This window comes from Salmonella sp. NW645 (assembly GCF_051703725.1).
GTDB classification, from domain to species: domain Bacteria; phylum Pseudomonadota; class Gammaproteobacteria; order Enterobacterales; family Enterobacteriaceae; genus Salmonella; species Salmonella enterica.
The window spans coordinates 21,205-39,174 of the sequence record NZ_JAMMKR010000007.1 but is presented as its reverse complement, the minus strand read 5'-3'; the positions used below and the strand labels follow the sequence as shown (position 1 = coordinate 39,174).

The 17,970-nt window shown below is 48.1% G+C and carries 15 protein-coding genes; 11 read left to right on the top strand and 4 right to left on the bottom strand.

The annotated features are described in order from the left end of the window. Window positions 1–28 precede the first annotated feature (28 nt). Both uidB and uidA read right to left on the bottom strand, forming a co-directional pair. Window positions 29–1,402 carry a glucuronide transporter gene (gene uidB / locus NA389_RS15710; RefSeq protein ID WP_001075549.1) on the bottom strand — a complete coding sequence of 458 codons (1,374 nt, stop codon included), beginning with the start codon at window positions 1,400–1,402 and terminating at the stop codon, window positions 29–31. Continuing rightward, window positions 1,399–3,210, bottom strand: a complete 1,812-nt coding sequence (uidA, locus tag NA389_RS15705) for a beta-glucuronidase (protein WP_079917057.1) — start codon at window positions 3,208–3,210, stop codon at window positions 1,399–1,401. Before uidA ends, uidB begins: the two co-directional genes overlap by 4 nt. A 374-nt stretch (window positions 3,211–3,584) precedes the next feature. Here uidA and NA389_RS15700 point away from each other — a divergent pair, with 374 nt between their 5' ends. From NA389_RS15700 to iraD, 5 genes are all read left to right on the top strand, one after another. Beyond that, the gene (locus NA389_RS15700) at window positions 3,585–4,181 is read left to right on the top strand and encodes a TetR/AcrR family transcriptional regulator (protein ID WP_001667040.1); all 597 of its coding nucleotides are present in this window, start codon (window positions 3,585–3,587) and stop codon (window positions 4,179–4,181) included. 312 nt (window positions 4,182–4,493) lie between these two features. Next, window positions 4,494–5,372 (top strand): carbon-nitrogen hydrolase family protein, encoded by an 879-nt coding sequence (locus tag NA389_RS15695; protein ID WP_000089256.1) that lies wholly within the window; start codon window positions 4,494–4,496, stop codon window positions 5,370–5,372. A 38-nt stretch (window positions 5,373–5,410) separates the two neighbouring features. Continuing rightward, a complete protein-coding gene (locus NA389_RS15690) occupies window positions 5,411–6,334 on the top strand; it encodes a polysaccharide deacetylase family protein (protein ID WP_000540892.1) in 924 nt (307 codons plus the stop codon). A 725-nt stretch (window positions 6,335–7,059) separates the two neighbouring features. Next, complete coding sequence (locus NA389_RS15685) at window positions 7,060–7,545, top strand: Hcp family type VI secretion system effector (protein ID WP_000338747.1); 486 nt, start codon at window positions 7,060–7,062, stop codon at window positions 7,543–7,545. Continuing rightward, window positions 7,545–7,925, top strand: a complete 381-nt coding sequence (gene iraD / locus NA389_RS15680; protein WP_001543513.1) for an anti-adapter protein IraD — start codon at window positions 7,545–7,547, stop codon at window positions 7,923–7,925. Before NA389_RS15685 ends, iraD begins: the two co-directional genes overlap by 1 nt. A gap of 135 nt (window positions 7,926–8,060) precedes the next feature. Here the strand turns inward: iraD and NA389_RS15675 are convergent, their stop codons facing one another. Then, the gene (locus NA389_RS15675) at window positions 8,061–9,545 is read right to left on the bottom strand and encodes an NAD-dependent phenylacetaldehyde dehydrogenase (RefSeq protein WP_001286382.1); all 1,485 of its coding nucleotides are present in this window, start codon (window positions 9,543–9,545) and stop codon (window positions 8,061–8,063) included. Window positions 9,546–9,706: 161 nt separating this feature from the next. Here NA389_RS15675 and NA389_RS15670 point away from each other — a divergent pair, with 161 nt between their 5' ends. The 4 genes from NA389_RS15670 to NA389_RS15655 all read left to right on the top strand — a co-directional run bounded on the left by NA389_RS15670 (window position 9,707) and on the right by NA389_RS15655 (window position 13,640). Continuing rightward, window positions 9,707–11,008 (top strand): NAD(P)/FAD-dependent oxidoreductase, encoded by a 1,302-nt coding sequence (locus NA389_RS15670; RefSeq protein ID WP_001092825.1) that lies wholly within the window; start codon window positions 9,707–9,709, stop codon window positions 11,006–11,008. 14 nt (window positions 11,009–11,022) lie between these two features. Beyond that, window positions 11,023–11,397: a cupin domain-containing protein gene (locus NA389_RS15665; RefSeq protein WP_000542984.1), complete on the top strand. Its 375-nt coding sequence runs from the start codon at window positions 11,023–11,025 to the stop codon at window positions 11,395–11,397. Window positions 11,398–11,605: 208 nt separating this feature from the next. After that, window positions 11,606–13,105, top strand: a complete 1,500-nt coding sequence (locus tag NA389_RS15660; RefSeq protein ID WP_000475960.1) for an APC family permease — start codon at window positions 11,606–11,608, stop codon at window positions 13,103–13,105. Then, window positions 13,083–13,640: a DUF3156 family protein gene (locus NA389_RS15655; protein WP_000100109.1), complete on the top strand. Its 558-nt coding sequence runs from the start codon at window positions 13,083–13,085 to the stop codon at window positions 13,638–13,640. The genes NA389_RS15660 and NA389_RS15655 overlap by 23 nt, the downstream gene beginning before the upstream one ends. Before the next feature lie 104 nt (window positions 13,641–13,744). Here the strand turns inward: NA389_RS15655 and NA389_RS15650 are convergent, their stop codons facing one another. Continuing rightward, window positions 13,745–14,428 (bottom strand): helix-turn-helix transcriptional regulator, encoded by a 684-nt coding sequence (locus tag NA389_RS15650; RefSeq protein ID WP_001275364.1) that lies wholly within the window; start codon window positions 14,426–14,428, stop codon window positions 13,745–13,747. A gap of 512 nt (window positions 14,429–14,940) precedes the next feature. Between NA389_RS15650 and NA389_RS15645 the strand changes: the two genes are divergently transcribed. Together NA389_RS15645 and NA389_RS15640 are read left to right on the top strand one after the other, a co-directional pair. Next, window positions 14,941–16,125, top strand: a complete 1,185-nt coding sequence (locus NA389_RS15645) for an anaerobic sulfatase maturase (RefSeq protein ID WP_000933445.1) — start codon at window positions 14,941–14,943, stop codon at window positions 16,123–16,125. Window positions 16,126–16,193: 68 nt separating this feature from the next. After that, entirely contained in the window at window positions 16,194–17,933 is a 1,740-nt protein-coding gene (locus NA389_RS15640; RefSeq protein WP_000745171.1) for an arylsulfatase, read from the top strand. The last annotated feature ends 37 nt before the right edge of the window (window positions 17,934–17,970 follow it).

Sequence of the window (17,970 nt, the reverse complement as noted above, 5' to 3'; positions counted from 1 at the left end):
CCTGTTGTATATTATTGTTATCGAAAAGCTATTTATTAAAATCTTTAATAAGTTGTTGCTGTGACTGTTTTCGTTTATCTATCTCCTGAACAATCTCCTTAAATTTATTATCCGTTAATGGGTAAAACCAAATAATAATAAAAGCTAGTAACATAAAGCCGCACGGTATGAGCGATATAGACATCCGGATACCGGTAATGACTTCCGGCGTCTGCGTCTGATTGGCGATATAGCCACTTAACCCAAGAATAAAGGCCGGAATAGAACCGCCGATAGCCTGGCCGCATTTACGGGTAAAAGAAAATAGCGAGTAAGTCAGACCTTCTATGCGCACGCCCGTGAGATATTCGCCGTACTCCACGGTATCCGCCTCCAGCGCCCACATTACCGTCATGGTGATCCCCTGGCCAATAGCGGCAATCGCCAGAGCGGTTAAGGCCACGGGCACTGAATGGTCAGACATATAAAAGAAAAGCAAATACCCAAGGGTGCCCATTAAGGCGCCCGCCAGGAAGGTGTTCTTCTTACCTATCTTCGCCACCAGACGGGGAACCAGAGGTGCTGACGCCACAGAACCTACCAGCATTTGTACCAGCACGATAACCGAGAAAAGGGCGGTATCATTCAAAACATAGCGTACATAGAACAGTGACGATGCGCTGACGGCGAAGGTCGAGATCAGAATGCATAGCGCGCCGGTACAAAGCATCATTAGCGGGCGGTTCTGTTTAAGCGTTTGCAGACTGATTTTTAACGACGGCTGCGCGACGATACGCACCACGTTTTCGCGGGTAGATTTAAAACAGATGAAATACAGCGCCATACCGGCAATGGCCAGGATAATGGTCCAGAAGAGGTAGACCGACGCCATTTCTGTCGGGCTGGAATGAGTAATACGCGGCCCGATCAGGAAGGCCAGACAGACAAACGTTAGCGAGGCCGCAATACTGCGCGCCGCGCCGAGACGGGCGCGCGAACGCGGTTCCTGAGTCATTGCCGTCGCCAGCGATCCATAGGGAATATTGACCATGCTATAGCAGAACCCAAGTCCCATATAGGTGAGATATGCGTAAATAACTTTGTTGCTATGACTCCACTCTGCCGGGACGCAGAATACCAGTACGCTAAACAGCATTAACGGCGCCGATCCGAACAGCAGGAACGGGCGAAATTTCCCCCAGCGGGTATTTACACTATCTACTATGCGTCCCGCCACCACATCGGCGAAGGCGTCAAATATTCGTACCAGTAAGAGCATCGTACCGGCAGCGGCGGCACCGACGCCTGCGACGTCGGTGTAATAACTTAGCAGGAACAGCGCCCCCATGGCGAAGGCGAAATTATTGGCAACATCACCCAGGCTGTAGCCTACGATAACGCGCCAGGAAAGCGGCTGGTTCATGATTTCTCTCCCTGCTGTGGCTTTTCGCCGAAGGTCATACCGGTCCAGCGTTTTTGCAGTATAAAGGCCGCCGATTTTGGTCTTCTGTCGCGGGTAAAAATCCCTTTTCGATTACCGCCGACGCGCATAATGCCCTGTGAAGTCGCGAAATCGGCAAAGTTCCAGACCTGCTCGCCGACAACGGCGCTAACGCGATCGAATACTCGGTGATACATCTCCAGCCAGGCGCACTGGTACTCTTCGCTCCACATGTCGCTGTACATCGAATGCAGCCCTGCCAGCGTATCGACGCCATATTCCGTCATGATGATGGGGCGGTGGAGTTTCTCCTGCCAGGCCAGTAACTCTTTCTCCAGCACTTTTTCTGCTTTCGCAAGATCGCCGCTTTGTACATACCAACCGTAATAGCGGTTCAGGCATACCACATCGAAGAGGTCGGTGATGGTGTCGGTTTCCACATCGCAAAACATGACGTTCACGCAGGTTATAGGGCGGGTCGGGTCCAGTTCGCGCGTGGCCTGCGCCAGTGGCGCAAAATAGTCTCTGGCGCCTTCTGGACGGGTATCCGGCTCATTCGCGATACTCCACATCACCACGCTGGGATGGTTTTTATCGCGGGCGATCAATTCCTGAATAGCCTTGAGATGCGCCCGCTGTGTTTCATCATTGACGCCTTCCTCGCTGTATAGCGCCTTCGGTTTTTCGCAGGAATCAAAGCCGATACCTAAAGAGAAATTGAAACCAACAGCTGCTGTTTCATCAATGACGACAATGCCATGCTCGTCCGCCCAGTCGAGCATCTCTTCGGCGTAAGGATAGTGCGACGTGCGATAAGAGTTGGCGCCAATCCACGACATTAGCGCGTGATCGTGTACCATCAGCACGTTATCAAATCCTTTCCCTCGTAGATCGGCATCTTCATGGCGACCGAAGCCGGTAAAATAAAAAGGTTTATGATTTATCAGAAACTGTTCGCCTTTTACCGCTACGCTACGGATTCCTACCCGAAGCGGATAGTCATCACGTTCGTCCTGATGCTGTGCGATAACCCGCAGCTCGTACAGATATCCTTCGCCCGGTTGCCATAATCGTGGCGCTGCTATCTGTAATTCGCCCTTTGCCCCTTCGCCGTAGGCGACAATATGCTGCCCGGCATCCCGCAGTTCTACGCGTACTTCACCGTTGGCCTCCACCCGCCAGCTCAGTGTGGCCCGGGAGAGATCGTTCGCGACCTCCGTCGTCACCGTAATATCCTGAACAAACGTTTTTGGTGTGGTGTAGAGCATGACGCTACGGTGGATACCGGCGTAATTAAAGAAATCATGGAAGTATGATTGCTGCCTTTTCCCCATTTCATCACGGGTCACCACCCCCGGAGGGATAGTCTGCCAGCTCAGCTCGTTATTGACGCATACTGTGATACGTATGCTCTCTCCGGCTGCCGCCAGGTGGCTGATATCCGCTTCGAAAGGTGTATAGCCTCCCTGGTGTTCCATCACGGCGTGGTCATTTACCCATACCTTTCCATAATGCGTGACGGCATCAAAACGTAGAACGATGCGTTGATGCTCCCAGCCTTTGGGGATGCGGACGTTGAGCTGATACCAGACATTGCCGACATAGTTGCGGATCTCTGCATCGGCAAACTGATCGTTATAACTACCCGGTACGGCGATAGCGCGGCTTTGGGGGAGCGGTTGTCGCCACCATTGTTGCGCGATACCGCAATCGTCTGCATCCGTGCAAAACGACCACAGTCCATCAAGTTTTTTGATTTCGCGGCTCTGGGTTTCTACGGGACGTAACATTGTTCACTCCTTAATCCTGATGAATTTTCATTGGTCAACCAGCAATAAAACAAGTTAACCAGTTGTCTGAGGCAATAGTTATCACGCAGCGATCGAGAGGGAAAATGCAGAAAGGAAGGATCTTAAGGCGGATCAAAAAAAACAGGATTGCAACCTGATTTTTGTTTCTTTTGTCACATAAAACCATTTTCATCCGTTGACATATGGCAAAAAATGTTCAATCGAACGTTCGTTCTACTGTTTTTTATACAGGAAGTGAGGGGGAGGGGGCGGGAGGGATATCATGAGGATCAAAGAAAATAGGATGAAGAGTAGGTGCCTGAAGTGCGCCCGGGTACACTGCCACCACGCAGAGTGAAAAATGGGTCAACGTAATGGAGAATAAACTTACCGAATCACTACCGACGCGGATGCGAATTTTACGCGCCGCCAGGCAGTGTTTTGCTGAAAACGGTTTTCACAGTACATCAATGAAAACGATCTGTAAGGCCAGCGACATGAGCCCCGGCACACTCTATCATCACTTCCCCTCTAAAGAGGCCCTGATTGAAGCCATTATTTTAGAAGATCAGGAAAGAGCACTAACCCATTTTCGTGAGCCGCTGGAGGGCGTTGGGCTGGTGGATTATCTGGTGGAGTCAACTATTGCCGTCACGCGTGAAGACTGCGCGCAGCGGGCGTTGGTCGTAGAGATTATGGCTGAAGGGATGCGTAATCCTCAGGTCGCGGAAATGCTAACCAATAAATACCACACTATTATCGCCTCGCTGGTTGCACGTTTTAACGATGCGCAGGCGAAGGGGGAAATTGGCGCCGATGTGGATAAAGAAATGGCGGCAAGGCTATTATTAGCTACCACGTATGGTATTTTATCGGATAGCAGCTCTGCTGAGAATGCCCGGCACGTCAGTTTTGCGACGACGTTAAGAACTATGTTAACCGGGCTACTAAAATGCAACTCTGCAAGCTAGTGTCGGTAAAAATACGCGTTCGTTTTATACGAGCGCGTTATCATTTAGTTTGCCTGATTATTTTTAGATGATGAAAATAATATTGTGGTAAGGGTTATTGTTTTTCGCCTGGATTTTTATCGACTCTCTGTCTCGCTGCGATCATCGATAAAGTCCCCTTTATGTAAATAAAGCTTCAATGCTTCTACTCTTTTCTCCATATATTTTGCGTAGCTTCACAAAAAATAACCTGATGTCGTAATGCCCACTCCCTAATATTCTCCATGCGCTATACGTTAATTTAAGTTTAAATTTCATGCCGGGGATATCACGATGTCACGTAATTTTACTGTTTCAGCCTGTCAGTATATTGTTACTGAAATAAACACTTTTGAAGATTTCATAACAAAGGTAAGGATACTTCTTAATAAAAGTCAGGGAGCTGATGTCGTTATCTTCCCGGAGCTATTTACCATTGAGCTATTTACACTATTGAAAAAATGGCAAGAAAGACCCATTTCACACCTTACTTTAATTGATCAGTTCACGGATGCCTATAAGCAGCTTTTTCAACAGGAAGCGAAAGAAAGAGGACAGTTCATTATTGCTGGCTCTCATCTGGAGCAGACAGGAGCAGATCGCTATGAGAATGTTGCGCATATATGGGGACCCGATGGCGAACATTATGCCCACAGTAAGACGCATATCTTCCCGGCTGAACGGGGTTGGTATACTCAGGAAGGCGATAAAATGGCTGTTTTTCAACTGCCATTTGCAAAGGTGGGTTTTAATATTTGTTATGAAGCAGAAATACCGGAGTGTGCCGCGACGCTGGCGGAACAGGGTGTGGAGTTAATTTTAACGCCTTCCGCTACGTTTACTGAACAGGGATTTTGGCGAGTCAGGCATTGTTGCCACGCACGTTGTATTGAAAATCAAATTTATCTTGTTCACTGTTGCCTGGGCGGAAACCCGGGTGGACCACTGCCAGGCTGCTGGGCCCGAAGTTCAATTTTAAGCCCCTGTGATGTCGTGTGGAAAAATCCACAAGGTATTATCGTAGAGGCGCACGTCAATCAAGAGGATGTCATTTCAGGAGAAATTAACCTCGATGTTCTATATGAAAATAGACTTGGTGGGGCAGCAACAACGTTCAAGGACAGACGCAGAAAAGCAGGCATATATAATATCTGGCCATCACACATTAAATAACAGAATGTGTCCCTTCTATGTATTAGCTGGAGGTCGTTATGGGATATTTAAAATTACCTGAGGGTAAAAGGATTGCGGTCAATCTTGGTGTCGATGTAGATGCTCAGTCTTTATGGCTGGGCGGATTTAATCGACCGTCGCCATCCTTTATGTCACGAGGAGAGTTTGGTGCACAAGTTGGCGTACCAAGGCTTCTGAAATTGTTCAAAGAAAATAATATCAAAACCACCTTTTTTATTCCCGGACACACTGTAGACACCTTCCCGGAAATCAGTAAAGCGATTTTTGATGCCGGGCATGAAATCGCTCACCATGGCTACTATCATGAAAATCCGACGCTGGTGAATCGTGATACAGAGCGCCGACTTATGGATCTGGCGTTCGCCTGTTATAAAAGACATTTCGGCATACGTCCTGTGGGATACCGTTCTCCCTATTGGGATTATAGCGAGAATACGCTGGATCTTCTGGAGGAAGCCGGTTTTCTCTATGACAGTAGCCTGATGGCGAGAGATCTTGTGCCTTACCATCCTCAACGTTGGCAGGTGAATTGGGAGACGGGAAATATCGCAGGCCCGGCCAGCGCGATTCTGGAAATTCCTGTTAGCTGGTATCTGGATGATTTTCCCGCACTGGCGTATACCGGCAACCAGGAGGGGATGAGCGATACTGACGGTGTTCTGCGACGCTGGAAGGATATTTTTACCTATGCTTATAACCATCAGGAAAACGGTTTATATGCGATGGCCCTTCATCCGCAGATAATCGGTCATGGGCATCATATGATGATGTTGTCACGCTTGATTGAACATATTAAAGGGCATGATGGCGTATGGTTTGCAACCTGTGAAGAGATAGCCAGTGTCTGGGTGGATGACGAAGAGGATCGACAAAAAATGCTCCGTCCTGATGTTCGTGGCGTAGCGCCGGTTCCGGATGATTATGGCTGGCCAGGCAAATGATATCACCTCATGACAATGTTAATATCAGTCGGGTAACGGATTACCCGGGCAGAAGTTACCTGTTTGCCCGCTCGTTAATGCATATTGTCCATCAGAAAGGGAGACTATCCCGGGACGTATAAAATCTTTTTTATTTCGGTCAAAACGTTAATCAACGAGAATAGTTTGTTTTTTGATTTAAATCATTTTTTAGTGTTAACAGGAAGATAAGCAAATAGCATTTATAATGTGAGTATTAAGAAAAATAAAATTTCCATAGTGATTAATTTTTATTTAACGCTTTGATTTTTAGTGTTTTTGTATGTGTTAATTGATGTAAATCAATTTGGGGTTTTTTATTAAATAAGTAAAAATTAAGTTGATATTTGCTTTTTGATGTGTTTTTTATATATAGCTGATTATTATTCTGAAATGTCAATTTTTGAATAATGACGCTGTGATACCGGCACCAGGGATACTTTGCGATAAAAGGGATTGAATATGGCAGAGAGCGTTCAGTATAACCTCAATTGTATTTGGCCACAGCGGGCCAAAACCCTCTATTGCATTGCAACCAGCGGAATAACGTTCATCAGACGTGGGTAAACGTTGGCAAAATCCCTGCAAACCTGGCGCTTTTCACGCTGTGTTTTTTGGTAGTTGCGCTTTTAATAAGAGTCACAAGCGTTGGCCGCCGGTATTCGTCTGGCTGCTGAACTGCCACCTGATCAACAAGGAGATAAATCATGGATGCGATTTTTTTAAAGCTCGACAATATCAAAGGCGAAAGCCAGGTTGAAGGCTTTGAAGATCAGATAGAGATCATGTCTTATAGCCACAATGTGGCAATGCAGGTAAATAACGATGTTAGCCTCGCCGAGCGGACTTCCGGGCGTGCGCATGTTGGTGAAATGTCGCTCACCAAATTTGTCGACCTCGCCACGCCTGTGCTCAATGAGTACTGCTGTAGCGGGAGGCTAATTAGAACCGCGGTGCTGACGTTGTGCCGCAATGACGACGGCAAAATGCGGTCGCTTATCGTTTATACCCTGACAAACGTGCTGATATCACAACTCAGTGTTAGCGGCGGCGCCGGCGGTAAGCCGGTGGAAACGATGTCGCTGAACTTCACGAAAATCGAATGGCAAATCACTGCCGAGAAATCAGACGGCGCTCAACAGGAGTCCAGAACGTCAGTATGGGATCTGGCGATGGACCAGATAGGGAAATGATGATGACGCCAACCATTCCGGTCGCGCTATTCGACAGGCTCTTGGTTGAGGGGATAAGCCCACATGAATTGGTACGCCGCAAGTTAATGTGTTTATTCAACTCTTGCGCTGTGGCAGGTGGCGAGACATTACCGCCGCTGCTCACTCGGGGTATGCCGGAATGGCACGAGGTGAATGTGGGTGACAAACGGGTTCTCAACTGGTTTTGCCGTGAGCTTCGCGCTGCTATTTTACGTTATGAACCGAGCATCAACATGCTGAAAGTCAGTGTAAAAGATGCCCATCATCAGACGCTGGCGTTGTCTTTGGAAGCGATGTTACAGGATGAGTCTGAACCGTTAAGACTGGAGATAGCCTACTCTAACGGTAGATGGCGCTAGTAATGCAGAAAAGAACGCCGGGCCGGGCGTTTTACATTACCCCAAAAGCAATAAAACGCAGCGAGCGAACCTGATAATCAGGCAGGCAGTCCACCTTTCGGTATGGTTGATCTGCCTGCATCATTTTCAGGATGGTTAATAACGGACCATGACAGATTTAAGTTCGGTATAGTCATCAATAAACGCGCTGCCAAATTCACGACCAATGCCCGATCCTTTCATCCCTCCAAAGGGTACCGCAGGATCGAGGAAGGTATGCATATTGACCCACACCATGCCAGCATCAATATCTTCAGCGTAGCGTAATGCCTTAGACATATTTTCCGACCACACACTTGCTGCAAGGCCAAATGGCGAAGCGTTGATATGCGAAAGCGCCTCTTTTTCATTCTGATAACCGATAAAGCTACAGACAGGGCCAAAGGTCTCCTCGTGCATCAGCGTACTGTTTTTACTACGCACTTTTACCGCCGTCGGCTGTAAAAAGTACCCTTCGCCGGGTAAAGTTTCACCGCCGTAAACAATGGTATCCCCTTCTTCCCGTGCGATTTGAATCAGACGCAGCACTTTTTCAAGCTGAACCTGATTCGCCAGCGGGCCCATCACCGTTTTTTCATCTAAAGGCGACCCGGGCACGATCTCCGATAACCGTTGCCTGAGGAGCGTCATGACTGTATCCAGTTTTTCCTGGGGCAGATAAAAACGCTCTGCGGCAGCACAAATCTGTCCTTGATTCAGATAACCGGCTTCAAGAATACCGTTGACCATGGCTTGTGCCGAGAGATCATTGAGAAACAGCGCCGCATTTTTCCCTCCCAGTTCGAGGGTAACGCGTTTTCCTGACGATGTTGCCGAACGCCGGACTTTCTCACCTGTCGCGACTGACCCGGTGAAACTCACTTTGGCGCAATCTGGATGCGCGATCAGCTGTTGCGCTATCTCACCGCCAGCACCGTTTACCACGTTAATTACGCCATCAGGGAAACCTGCCTCTTTAGCCAGTTCAGCGACTCGCAGCAGTGTCAGCGGGGTATATTCACTTGGTTTAATGACGATGGTGCAGCCACATACCAGCGCTGCGGCCAGCTTCCAGATAGCAATCATAATTGAGAAATTCCACGGCACAATACCGACGACCACGCCAATGGGTTGGCGTTGGGTAAACGCTGTGTATCTCTCTTCTCCCATTGATGGCAGGGAGACATTCAGCGTTTCACCGGTTATTTTTCCTGCCCAACCGGCAAAGTAACGCAGGAAGGCCACTGACTGATCGAGTTCAAGACCGCGCGACAGCAGAATCGTTTTACCTGAACAGACGCTTTCCAGCTGAGCTAACTCTTCACGATGAGCGGCAAGAGTATCAGCCAGTTTCAGCAGTAATGCGCCGCGTTGTAACGTTGGCATTTTACGCCAGACATCAAACGCCCGTCTGGCGCTCTGCATGGCCTCTTCTGCCTGCGCAGGGGTTGCCGACACAACGTCGGCGATGATTTTGCCGGTGGCTGGGTTAGTGACCGAAAAGTTCGTGCCGTTTCCGGCCTGACGTTCACCTGCAATAAATTGTCCGTGTCGTTGGCGTAAAAAAGTCGTTACTTCGGCAAGTAATGTCACATCGCTCATCAGAAGTGCCTGTAGGTCAGGAATGTACGTTTTTCCATCCCAACATACTTTTTCGGAGCTGAATATCGTTCCAAAGAACGTCATTCTTCCGGACGATATTTTGTAAAACGTTACCGTGCTGTGATAGCGGTCTTAGTCAAGCGTGATGACAAGGTAACGCGATGAATACAAAAATCGATGCGTTGAATTACTACGGCGCGACGAAAAAATACCCGTTGCATTTTCCTGCTTTGCAAGAGGATATTGATGCCGATGTGGTGATCATTGGCGGTGGCTTTTCAGGCATCAATACCGCGCTGGAACTGGCGGAGCAGGGGATCACTAATGTTGTCGTTCTGGAAGCCCGTCATCTTGGGTATGGCGGCACCGGACGAAACGGCGGTCAGGTGATGGCCGGTATAGGTCACGACATCGAAGCCGTTAAAAAATATGTAGGCGCAGCGGGAATGGAGACGCTGTTTAAAATCTCGAACCTCGGCGCAGGTATTATTCGGGAGCGAATTCGTAAATACCATATTGATGCTGATTTTGTCCCCGGATATGGTTATCTGGCCTACAACCAGCGGCAGTTAAAAACGCTGCAACAATGGGAAAAAGAATTCAAAGCCGCCACGCCGGAAGACGATATTGAACTCTATACCGGTAAAGACGTGCAGCAGGTTATCGGTTCCGACGTCTACTGCGGTGTTCTCAAGCATATGGGGGGAGGGCATGTCCACTCGCTGAATTTATTGCTGGGCTCCGCTCAGGCTGCGAATTCGCTGGGGGTGAAGATATTCGAATATTCACCTGTGGTTGAGGTCAGTTACGGTAAAACTGTGCGGGTACGTACTGCGATGGGCAGCGTAAAAGCAGCCAAATTGCTGTGGGCCTGTGATAGTTTTCTCAATAATCTGGAACCAGAAATTTATAAGAAAACGCTGGTTACTTATTCTTATCAGGTCTCTACAGAACCTCTCTCCAGCGAGCTTGTTGAGCGGATCAGTCCCTTGCGCGGGGCTTTTAGCGATATCCGCCCGGTGATAAATTACTACCGTCTCACAAAAGAAAACCGTCTGCTGTTTGGCAGCGCCACAAGGTTTCTTGAATATACCCCGCACGATTTTGCTGCCTGGAACCGCACTCTGTTGACTGAGGTCTTCCCTTATTTGAAAGACGTTAAAATCGATTTTGCCTGGGGCGGACCGATGGCCTGTAGCGCGAATCTGTTTCCGCAGATTGGCACGCTTCGTGAACACAATAATGTTTTTTATGTTCAGGGTTATTCCGGATTTGGCGTCACGCCTTCCCATATTGTATGCAAAATCCTGGCCGAAGGAATAAATGGCGGTTCCGAGCGGTATCGTCTGATGAGTAGCATTCCCCACGCGACAATTTATGGTCGCGACAGTCTACGTCTATTACTGGTCAGTGCGGGAAAACTGATACATCAAACAGCCGGTTTCTGGAAAGGCCGGAATTAACCAGGAGAACATTAATGCACGCTTTTAAACTCAATCAACCTGTTCCTGAATTACAGCCAGTCGGGAGTGTCAGCCTATTGGGGGCGTTGCCAACAGAAGGCGATCCTCAGGTTGCCGTTGCGATGATTTACGGTAAACCTGAGGATGTATTTACCTGTGGACTGTTTTCATCGACCCGCGGCGGTTTCACTATGATTTATCCCTTTACCGAGCACGCAACCGTGCTGGAAGGGGAAGTGGAACTCACTGTTGCGGGTCAGGAACCGATACGTTTTTCACCAGGCGATAGTTGGTTTGTTGAACAGGGAACCGAAGTGGCATGGAAAGTTTTAACGCCCCGTTTTGTAAAACATTATCTGGCAAACGTTGAAAGCCATAAACAGGGTTGAATCCTTTAATTGTTCGTCAGTAGCGTTGGCATCACTGGGGAGAATAACGCGCTCCCCACTTGCTATTAGCGCATGCGGGGACGGCGTCACAACGTTATTTACCGTTATCCCTCTTCAGGACGATACCTGTTAGATGCGCTGCCTGCCATAAATAAGCGTTATTCCGGAGCGGTAATTTATTGTTGTAATAATAGTGAAGAGGTTGACCATGTTTAAAAACAGACTTGCCAGCCATCTTGAACGTGGCGTTATCGGTTTCCCCACGACGCTTGCCAGCTCCGTCGGGCTGATTATGGCAAGCCCGGTGATCCTGACCGTGACCAGTGGTTTTGGCTCAGGGGGAGATACCTTTGCCCTTGCGGTATTACTGGCATTTATTATGATGCAAGCGCAGATTACCACCTTTGCCGAAGCGGCAACGCTTATTCCCACAACTGGCTCCGTCTACGACTATATTTCCTGCGGAATGGGGCGTTTTTTCGCTATCACCGGTGCGCTTTGCGCTTACCTGATCGTACACATTTTTGCCGGCACGGCAGAAACGATTCTCGCTGGCGTCATGGCGCTGGTGAACTTTGAGTCTGTTAGCGAACACGTGGCCATGCAGCACAATACCTGGATGGTTGGCGTCGGCATGGTAGTGGTTTTCGGGTTACTGAATGCCATTGGTGTTGAAGTATTTGGCAAGGTGGAAGTATTTCTTACTTTCGGTATGTGGACTACCCTGACCATCTTCGGTTTATGCGGGATCCTGTTATCCCCGGTCACTCATCATTCTGGGTGGTTTGGCGCACCGCTTGATGTCAGTAATCTTTCTGGCCTGTTTGGTTATATTGGCATGGCGATGTTTATGTTCGTCGGTTGTGAACTGGTAACGCCAATGGCGCCGGAAATTAAAAAAGCGCATCGTACGATCCCCAGAGCGATGGCGCTTGGCCTTTTAGCGGTGGCAGGTTGTATGTTCCTCTATGGCGCTGCGATTAACCGGCAGGTAAATAATGTGGTTGTCGATGCGGCAAACCATATCTTTTTACTGGATACGCCGATGGCTATTCCCGCCTTTGCCAATCGTGTCATGGGACATGTCGGGCAATACTGGCTGGGCGTGGGGTTGTTGTTAGCGGGATGTGCGACAATTAATACGCTGATGGCGGCAGTACCGCGTATTATATACGGCATGGCGCTGGACGGCGCTTTGCCGCGGTTTCTAACCTGGTTGCACCCCCGCTTTAAAACACCGGTCATCGCCATCGCATTCGGTGTTGCGATTCCCTGTTTACATGCCTGGTATCTGAATGGTGATATCGACCACATTGTTCCGCTGATCCTCGCTGCGGTCTGCGCCTGGGGAGTAGCTTATCTGCTGGTAACGTTATCGGTCGTTATCTTACGTATTCGGCGCCCCGATTTGCCACGCGCTTACCGGGCCCCCTGGTTTCCCTTACCTCAGATTATTTCGAGCGTGGGTATTATTATCGCCATTATTAATATCGCGCCTCCAGGAATGAACAGTCGGGATGTACTTATACCATTCGGTATTATGCTTGGATTGACTGCCGCCTATGCCTTATTCTGGACATTATGTGTGCAACGGGTTAATCCTTTCCTCCCACTTCCGGTAGAAGAGGTCGTGGAACGGGCGATGGGCAATTATGAAAAGCGAAACAATGAAGAGATGACGCCAGATGTCCTCCGTCCCCTGGTTTAAGAGCACATTAATGAACATGGTGTTACGTGATTTGAGCGGCTGGCGTTGTGAAAAATTGACCGAACATAGCGCCGTGCTGCATCTGAATGCATTTACCCAGGTTATCTGCCATGTTCAGCAAAAACGATTATTCATGGCCAGTATTCACAGTTGTGAATTCAGGGTGAAAGGCACAATCAATTATCCTTTGCAGGGCAAAATTCGCGTTCATCAGCCCGGATGGCTGAAACGTTATCCCGTCATTTTTACTGGCAGCAAAAGTACCGCCGGGCTGATTAACTATCTTAATCGTTTCCCCAATTTACAACAGGCACTGAGTGAACTGGATTATCGTCGGTTTACGCTGGTTTTACATCATAAGGAATGGTATTGCAGCATTGAGCTATGGGCTGCTAGCGAAGTGGTTTGTAAAATGCCGCCGCTGCGCCGTTATCTGCGGCTTGAGCGGCACCAGCGTGTTCTTCTGCTTAGTGTGATAAATATGATCAATCAGGCCATGAATCAATGGCTGCAACAGGATACCGACGCCAGATAATATGACATTTTATTGAGGCATCAGCTCAGAGAATGGTATTAATTCAGGAATATATGACACATGGGGAAAAGACCCGCACTTGACGCGGGGTAAAAAGAACGCTTTCACATATTCAGTGAATGTTGTACCGAGGACATTCTGGTTCGGGAAACCAGTTCCGTGCGATTTATCACTTCTGTTTTAGCAAAAATATTGCGTAAATGCGTTTTCACTGTTGAGAGAGATATATTCAACTGACGGGCAATCAATTTGTTACTGGCCCCTTCGCAGACCATTCCCACAATTTCACGCTCTTTTGCGGTCAATATTGACGCCAGATTGTTGTCTTCCTGAAGAGAATCATGAATTGCCAGTCCCAGTAATGGTTGTACTGCCTGGGCTCGCAAACGCTCTTCGCTGGAAAAAGGTATATCGCGCATTAATGAAATGCCCGCGATAATACGATGGCCCCGACGAATAAAGATCTCAATCATGTCGCACACATGATTAGGTAGCATAAATTCATGATAATAATGGCGATGACGGGCACAGATACCGGGCGTCATCGTCGCTACGGTAACAACCTGTTGGCCGAACCGGGAAGGCGATAGCGGGTCTAATGGTTGAAAATGCTCCAGATATTGTTGGTGTGTGCTATTAGAAATGTTATGTAAAACATAGGCCTCTGGCTTTAAATAAGCATTAACACGATAAAAAACCGCCGACGATAGAGGAATGAGTTGCGCAATGCTCTGTAAGCAATGGAGAGTGATCCCGTCATTATGGCCAGTAGTTGATAAGGCTGACATGTTATCTCCTTCCATCCGGATGAGCGTGCCGGGACGCAGTAAAATAGTGGTATGTTGAAACATACAATTTACATTCGGTTAACACAATCATTCACATGTTAATAATGTGACGTGTGTTACGGTATTTTTTATAACTATTTGAAATAAAACAGTTTTAATTTAAATCCTGTTTGGTTTTCTAAAAAATAATTAAAAATTATTAATATAATTTTTTTTCTGTCGCGGTTGACTCATCTCCTGAAAATGCCGTGGGTTCTCGTCCTTCAGGACGATATTCTTTTGAGATGCCTGTTCTATGATTTTCTGTAATAGCGCAGGTTAACAGAGACTTAATTTCTGGTTCAGACAGGATTTGCTAAATAACGTTTCAATAGCGTCATGCGCTATGCAGAAAACCGGTGTATCAATAGATACAGCCCGCTTTCGGCATTCTGCCCGCAGCACCAGACGGACGCTATTGCGAAATGTGAGTAATGTCTCCGCATCAGAAATGATAATTACAGGACAGAATAATGTTGAATCTCAACACATTACGGCAACAACAAATCCCCGTAATGACTGAATATCGCGCGCAGATACCCTTTCATATTCTGGCAAAACCCATAGGCCCTGCGTGTAATCTGGCCTGCCGCTATTGTTATTACCCACAGGGCGAAACGCCCGTAGAAAAAATGAATGAATCAACGCTGGAGGTTTTTATTTGTCGCTATATTGCGGCGCAACCTGCCAGTGCGCGTGAAATTAATTTTGTCTGGCAAGGCGGTGAACCGCTTTTAGCCGGAATCGGTTTTTATAAAAAGGTAATAGCGCTTCAACAACGATATGCGCCTGACGGCGTGACGATCAGTAATAGTCTGCAAACGAATGCGACGTTGTTAAACGATGCCTGGTGTCGTCTGTTTCGCGACAATAATTTTACTATTGGCATCAGTCTTGAGGGCAGTGAAGACTTGCAAAATTACCATCGTCCGGGCAAACGCGGCGAGTCCAGTTATCCGGCGGTGTTGCGGGGAATCACATTGTTACAACACTATCGAGTCGATTTTAACGTACTGATTGTCGTGCATGATGACATGGCTCGCCATGCGGCAGCCATCTACGATCATGTTGTTAGCCTTGGCGCTCGTTATCTGCAATTTCAGCCACTGATGAACGAAGGCAACGCCCTACAGCAACGTTACCAATTGAGTGCGGATAACTGGGGACGTTTCATGATTGATATCTGGCGTCAATGGCGCAAACGCGGCGATATGGGACGGGTTTTTGTGATCAACATTGAACAGGCATGGGCACAATATTTTACGCATATCAGCGCCACCTGTGTCCACTCCGCCCGCTGCGGCACGAATCTGGTCATGGAGCCGGACGGCAAACTCTATGCCTGCGATCATCTGATTAATAGCCAGCATTACCTGGGACAGCTTGCTAATAATACGTTAGCGCCAGCCGTAGATTCCGCAACCCGGCTTCCCTTTGGTATTAAGAAAAGCCAGCGCCGGGAGTGTCAACGGTGTTCTGTGAAAATAGTCTGCCAGGGAGGCTGCCCCGCACATATCAACAGTGCCGGCTACAACCGACTTTGTAGCGGCTATTACTCTTTTTTCACGGAGATTCTGGCTCCGCTACGCGCCTGGCCCCGGAATCTGAATGGACTGAAAGCCTGGCGTGCTGACGTTATGGGTAGATTTTCGGGCTGATGGTCCCTCTTGCCGCATTTGCTCGCCGCTCTTGTACAACATCCGTAGTCTGAAATGGGGAATAAGCCGTGAAAAAACAAGTAACACTTGCCACACTCAGCATTATCTTCTCCGGTACGGCGCACAGTACGCAAAACGAACGTCCTGATATTATTGTGATTATCGCTGATGATATGGGATATTCTGATATCACTCCCTTCGGTGGGGAAATCCCAACGCCTAATTTGCAGGCGATGGCTGAGAACGGCGTGCGGATGAGTCAATATTACACGTCTCCCATGTCTGCTCCCGCCCGTGCGATGCTATTAACCGGGAACACCAGTCAGCAAGCGGGTATAGGCGGTATGTGGTGGTATGAAAATACCATAGGTAAGGAAGGCTATGAATTGCGCCTGACTGATCGGGTGACGACCATGGCTGAACGCTTTAAAGATGCTGGTTACAATACGCTGATGGCGGGTAAATGGCATCTTGGTTTTACGCCAGGCTCGACGCCAAAAGATCGGGGCTTTCGTCATTCTTTCGCCTTGATGGGGGGAGGCGCCAGTCACTTTGATGATGCCGTGCCGCTGGGAACCGTGGAGATATTTCATACCTATTATACCCGTGACAATCAGCGCATTTCACTGCCCTCCAGTTTTTACTCCAGCGAAGCCTATGCCAGCCAGATTAATCGCTGGATCAGCGAGACGCCACGGGAACAACCTATCTTCGCGTGGTTGGCCTTTACTGCGCCACATGATCCTCTGCAGGCGCCGGATGAATGGATTAGTCGTTTTAAAAATCAGTATGAACAGGGCTATGCAGACGTCTATCGTCAGCGTATTGCTCGTTTGAAGAAACTGGGTTTCCTGCGTGATGACATACCTCTGCCAGGACTGGAACTTGATAAAGAATGGCAGGCGATGACCCCGGAACAGCAGAAATATACGGCGAAGGTGATGCAGGTTTACGCTGCTATGATCGCCAATATGGATGCACAGATTGGTACCGTTATTGAGACGTTAAAAAAGACCGGGCGCGATAAAAACACGATTCTGGTCTTCTTAAGTGATAATGGGGTGAATCCGGCAGAGGGCTTTCACTATGAATCTGAACCGGATTTTTGGAAGCAATTCGATAATCGTTACGAAAATATTGGTCGTAAAAATTCATTTATCTCTTATGGTCCCCACTGGGCTGATGTCAGCAATGCGCCTTATGGTCGCTATCACAAAACGACCAGCGGTCAGGGGGGAATTAATACCAGTTTTATGATTTCCGGTCCTGGTATCATCCATAATGGCGCCATAGATAACGCCACAATGGCGGCGTATGATGTCGCGCCCACGCTCTATGAATTTGCAGGTATTGATGTCAGTAAATCATTATCTGAAAGACCGACACTGCCAATGATCGGCGTGAGTTTTAAACGCTATCTGACCGGTGAAAGTCTGCACGCGCCTCGCACACAATATGGTGTTGAACTCCATAATCAGGCGGCCTGGATAGATGGGGAATGGAAATTGCGTCGTCTTGTCACAGTATTCCCACAGGCGGGTAATGCGCCATGGGAATTATTCAACCTGCAACGTGACCCCCTGGAAACGCATAATCTCGCAGCAGATTATGTGGATAAAGTGAAAATACTGAGCAGTGCATATGAGGCATTTGCAAAACAGACAATGGTGCTTTATGCCAAAGGCAAGCTTATCGATTATGTGGGTATCGACAGTAAAACCGGGCGTTATCTGGCTGTCGATCCACAGACATTGCAGCCAGTTCCTGCTCCGTTAGCGATTCCTTTAGACACAAAATCGGACCAATAATTATTGGTTACGTTTCAAATGATTATTCAACGCTCAC

Excerpts from the sequence above, each read along its gene's own strand:
- NA389_RS15690 (WP_000540892.1), top strand. The coding sequence starts at position 5,411 with ATGGGATATTTAAAATTACCTGAGGGTAAAAGGATTGCGGTCAATCTT.
- uidB (WP_001075549.1), bottom strand. The coding sequence starts at position 1,402 with ATGAACCAGCCGCTTTCCTGGCGCGTTATCGTAGGCTACAGCCTGGGT.
- NA389_RS15685 (WP_000338747.1), top strand. The coding sequence starts at position 7,060 with ATGGATGCGATTTTTTTAAAGCTCGACAATATCAAAGGCGAAAGCCAG.
- NA389_RS15645 (WP_000933445.1), top strand. The coding sequence starts at position 14,941 with ATGTTGAATCTCAACACATTACGGCAACAACAAATCCCCGTAATGACT.
- NA389_RS15655 (WP_000100109.1), top strand. The coding sequence starts at position 13,083 with ATGTCCTCCGTCCCCTGGTTTAAGAGCACATTAATGAACATGGTGTTA.
- NA389_RS15695 (WP_000089256.1), top strand. The coding sequence starts at position 4,494 with ATGTCACGTAATTTTACTGTTTCAGCCTGTCAGTATATTGTTACTGAA.
- NA389_RS15700 (WP_001667040.1), top strand. The coding sequence starts at position 3,585 with ATGGAGAATAAACTTACCGAATCACTACCGACGCGGATGCGAATTTTA.
- uidA (WP_079917057.1), bottom strand. The coding sequence starts at position 3,210 with ATGTTACGTCCCGTAGAAACCCAGAGCCGCGAAATCAAAAAACTTGAT.
- iraD (WP_001543513.1), top strand. The coding sequence starts at position 7,545 with ATGATGACGCCAACCATTCCGGTCGCGCTATTCGACAGGCTCTTGGTT.
- NA389_RS15670 (WP_001092825.1), top strand. The coding sequence starts at position 9,707 with ATGAATACAAAAATCGATGCGTTGAATTACTACGGCGCGACGAAAAAA.
- NA389_RS15665 (WP_000542984.1), top strand. The coding sequence starts at position 11,023 with ATGCACGCTTTTAAACTCAATCAACCTGTTCCTGAATTACAGCCAGTC.
- NA389_RS15675 (WP_001286382.1), bottom strand. The coding sequence starts at position 9,545 with ATGAGCGATGTGACATTACTTGCCGAAGTAACGACTTTTTTACGCCAA.
- NA389_RS15650 (WP_001275364.1), bottom strand. The coding sequence starts at position 14,428 with ATGTCAGCCTTATCAACTACTGGCCATAATGACGGGATCACTCTCCAT.
- NA389_RS15660 (WP_000475960.1), top strand. The coding sequence starts at position 11,606 with ATGTTTAAAAACAGACTTGCCAGCCATCTTGAACGTGGCGTTATCGGT.